Here is a 1,498-nt window from a genome sequence, read left to right as displayed (position 1 = left end):
GGCAAGCACAGCTATGCCCGCACCGCAGAAGCCGAGTACAAAGCCCTGGCCGTCGAAGTCTTCGGCCATCTCGACATCGACACCACAGCCCTAGAGCAGGAGAACCAGCCATGAGCGCCCGCAAACGGCCCGTACGCCTCACCTCGGTAACCGAGGAAGGCCAGGAGCCCGAAGCCGACCAGGCCAAGCCGAGGCCGACCCAAAGGCCGGCCTCGAGCTCGACCAGCCGCCAGCCAAAGCAGCCGCGGCTAGCAGGCCCGCCACGGGCCGCAAGAAGGCTCCCCCGGCCCGGAAGACCCCAGCGGCCCCCAAAGCCGCTGAGACGCGCGTCAACCCCGCTGCAGCGGCCCTGCAGGGCTTCTTCCACGAAGGCGACCCGCGCGTGCTCGCCTCAGCAACCGAAGACTCCGAGCGGGTCAACCTCTACCTCCACCCCGAAGACAAATCCATGCTCGACTTCGCCAAGATGAATGACCGGGCCGACAACAACTCGCGCTTCCGCGCCATGGTCGCCGTCTACCGCTCCAACAAGCGCTTTCGCGCCCTGGTCGACAAGTACGCCCAGACCGCCCCCCGAGGCGGCACCGGCGCCTAACCAGCGCCAACCGGGGAAGGTCCGTCGACCTCCCGGAAAGCACCCCCGCAAACCAGCTCCACCACCCGGCCCAGCTCGACACCTCCAGAGCTGGGCCGGACCCGTTCCCCCCCGGGTCTCCCCCGGGGTCTCCCCCGGCCCCCCACCGGGTGCCCTTTTGGACGCCCCCGGCCCCCCGGTGGCGTCCAAACCGCCCCAAAACCCGCCTGCTGTCATCACATCCGGCCCGGAGTGGTTACGGGTGATGACACCCCCTCGAACACCCCAAAACCCGGCCCTGACCTGCGCATATGCCCCGCACCGGGCACCGCCGACCAAACCCTGCTGTCATCACTGTCACCACCATGGTTTTGGAAGTGGTTACGGCAAACCCGCAGGTCAGAGGCCACTTTTGCCCCAATGTCATCACCGTAACCACATTCCCAGACACGCACCCCGTATAGAGAAAAAGCTCACCCCCAGGGAGGTGGGTTGAAACGGCCGTCCTCGACCCCTCGAACACCCCCGAGCTGGAGACCCGCAAACCGGCTCCAGAACCGGAGGCCGGCCACCCCCGGCCAGCACGACAGAACCACCAAAAACACCCGCGGAAAGAGGGCTCATCGCCTTAGCGCTTTCGCGCATTTGGGCTTTCCTGTTTTGCAGCTTTGGTGTTTTCACGCTTTCGCGCGAAAACAATTCGCTGACCTGCGGTTTTGCGTTTTGGCGATTAACGCGAAACCCCCAAAACGCTAATGGCTCTCACCGTGCAACGCACAGGTGAGTAGGCGAAGCCCACCGCAACCTGTCGTACGGCACGTTGACGGCCCCCGCTCCTGTGAGGAGCGAGGGCCGCTTTGGTGTCCAGCTCGGGTCAGCTCAGCGCGGCGATCAGTGCTGCGACGAACAGCCAGAAGTGATGCC

At 65.5% G+C, this 1,498-nt stretch carries 1 protein-coding gene; it reads left to right on the top strand.

The features are described from left to right. The first annotated feature begins 382 nt into the window (after positions 1–382). Entirely contained in the window at positions 383–595 is a 213-nt protein-coding gene (locus ABD768_RS42935) for a hypothetical protein (protein WP_344850750.1), read from the top strand. The last annotated feature ends 903 nt before the right edge of the window (positions 596–1,498 follow it).

The sequence above is a fragment of the Kribbella ginsengisoli genome, assembly GCF_039537185.1.
Lineage (GTDB): Bacteria > Actinomycetota > Actinomycetes > Propionibacteriales > Kribbellaceae > Kribbella > Kribbella koreensis.
Note: the sequence above shows the minus strand (reverse complement) of the source record. Positions and strands in the feature narration are given on the sequence as shown.